Source organism: Hungatella sp. SL.1.14, from assembly GCF_024460495.1.
GTDB lineage: Bacteria > Bacillota > Clostridia > Lachnospirales > Lachnospiraceae > Hungatella > Hungatella hathewayi.
Genome location: NZ_JANFYJ010000208.1, coordinates 1 through 333, shown reverse-complemented (window position 1 = coordinate 333; position 333 = coordinate 1). Strand labels below are relative to the sequence as shown.

Below are 333 nucleotides of genomic sequence, written 5' to 3'. Positions count from 1 at the left end.
CTTCGGACATCGCATCGGAAAGAATCGATCCCGCGTCATCCTCTCCTGACATGCTGCTCCTGATCGCGTCGGCCGCGTCACGGTAGTCCTGTGCGATTTCATCGCGTGTTTTATTCTTTTTCTCGTTAAAATCACGCTGATTATTCTGTACCGTCACATTGTATTCATGTATCAGCCCCGCCAGTTCGTCATACTCCATGACATTGTCGCGAAGCTTTGCCCACTCCTCGGCGCTTCTGGCAAATTCCGGGCTGCCGGCCCAGGCAGTCCCTGTTGGAACGGCAGCCGCCAGAACTGCTGCCATACAGCAGGCACTTATCTGTTTCCATTTTT

The 333-nt window shown here is 53.2% G+C and carries 1 pseudogene; it reads right to left on the bottom strand.

Features of this window, described 5'->3' with window-relative positions:
• Nucleotides 1–333, bottom strand: a pseudogene (locus tag NE473_RS30705) (TolC family protein); the annotation flags it as partial.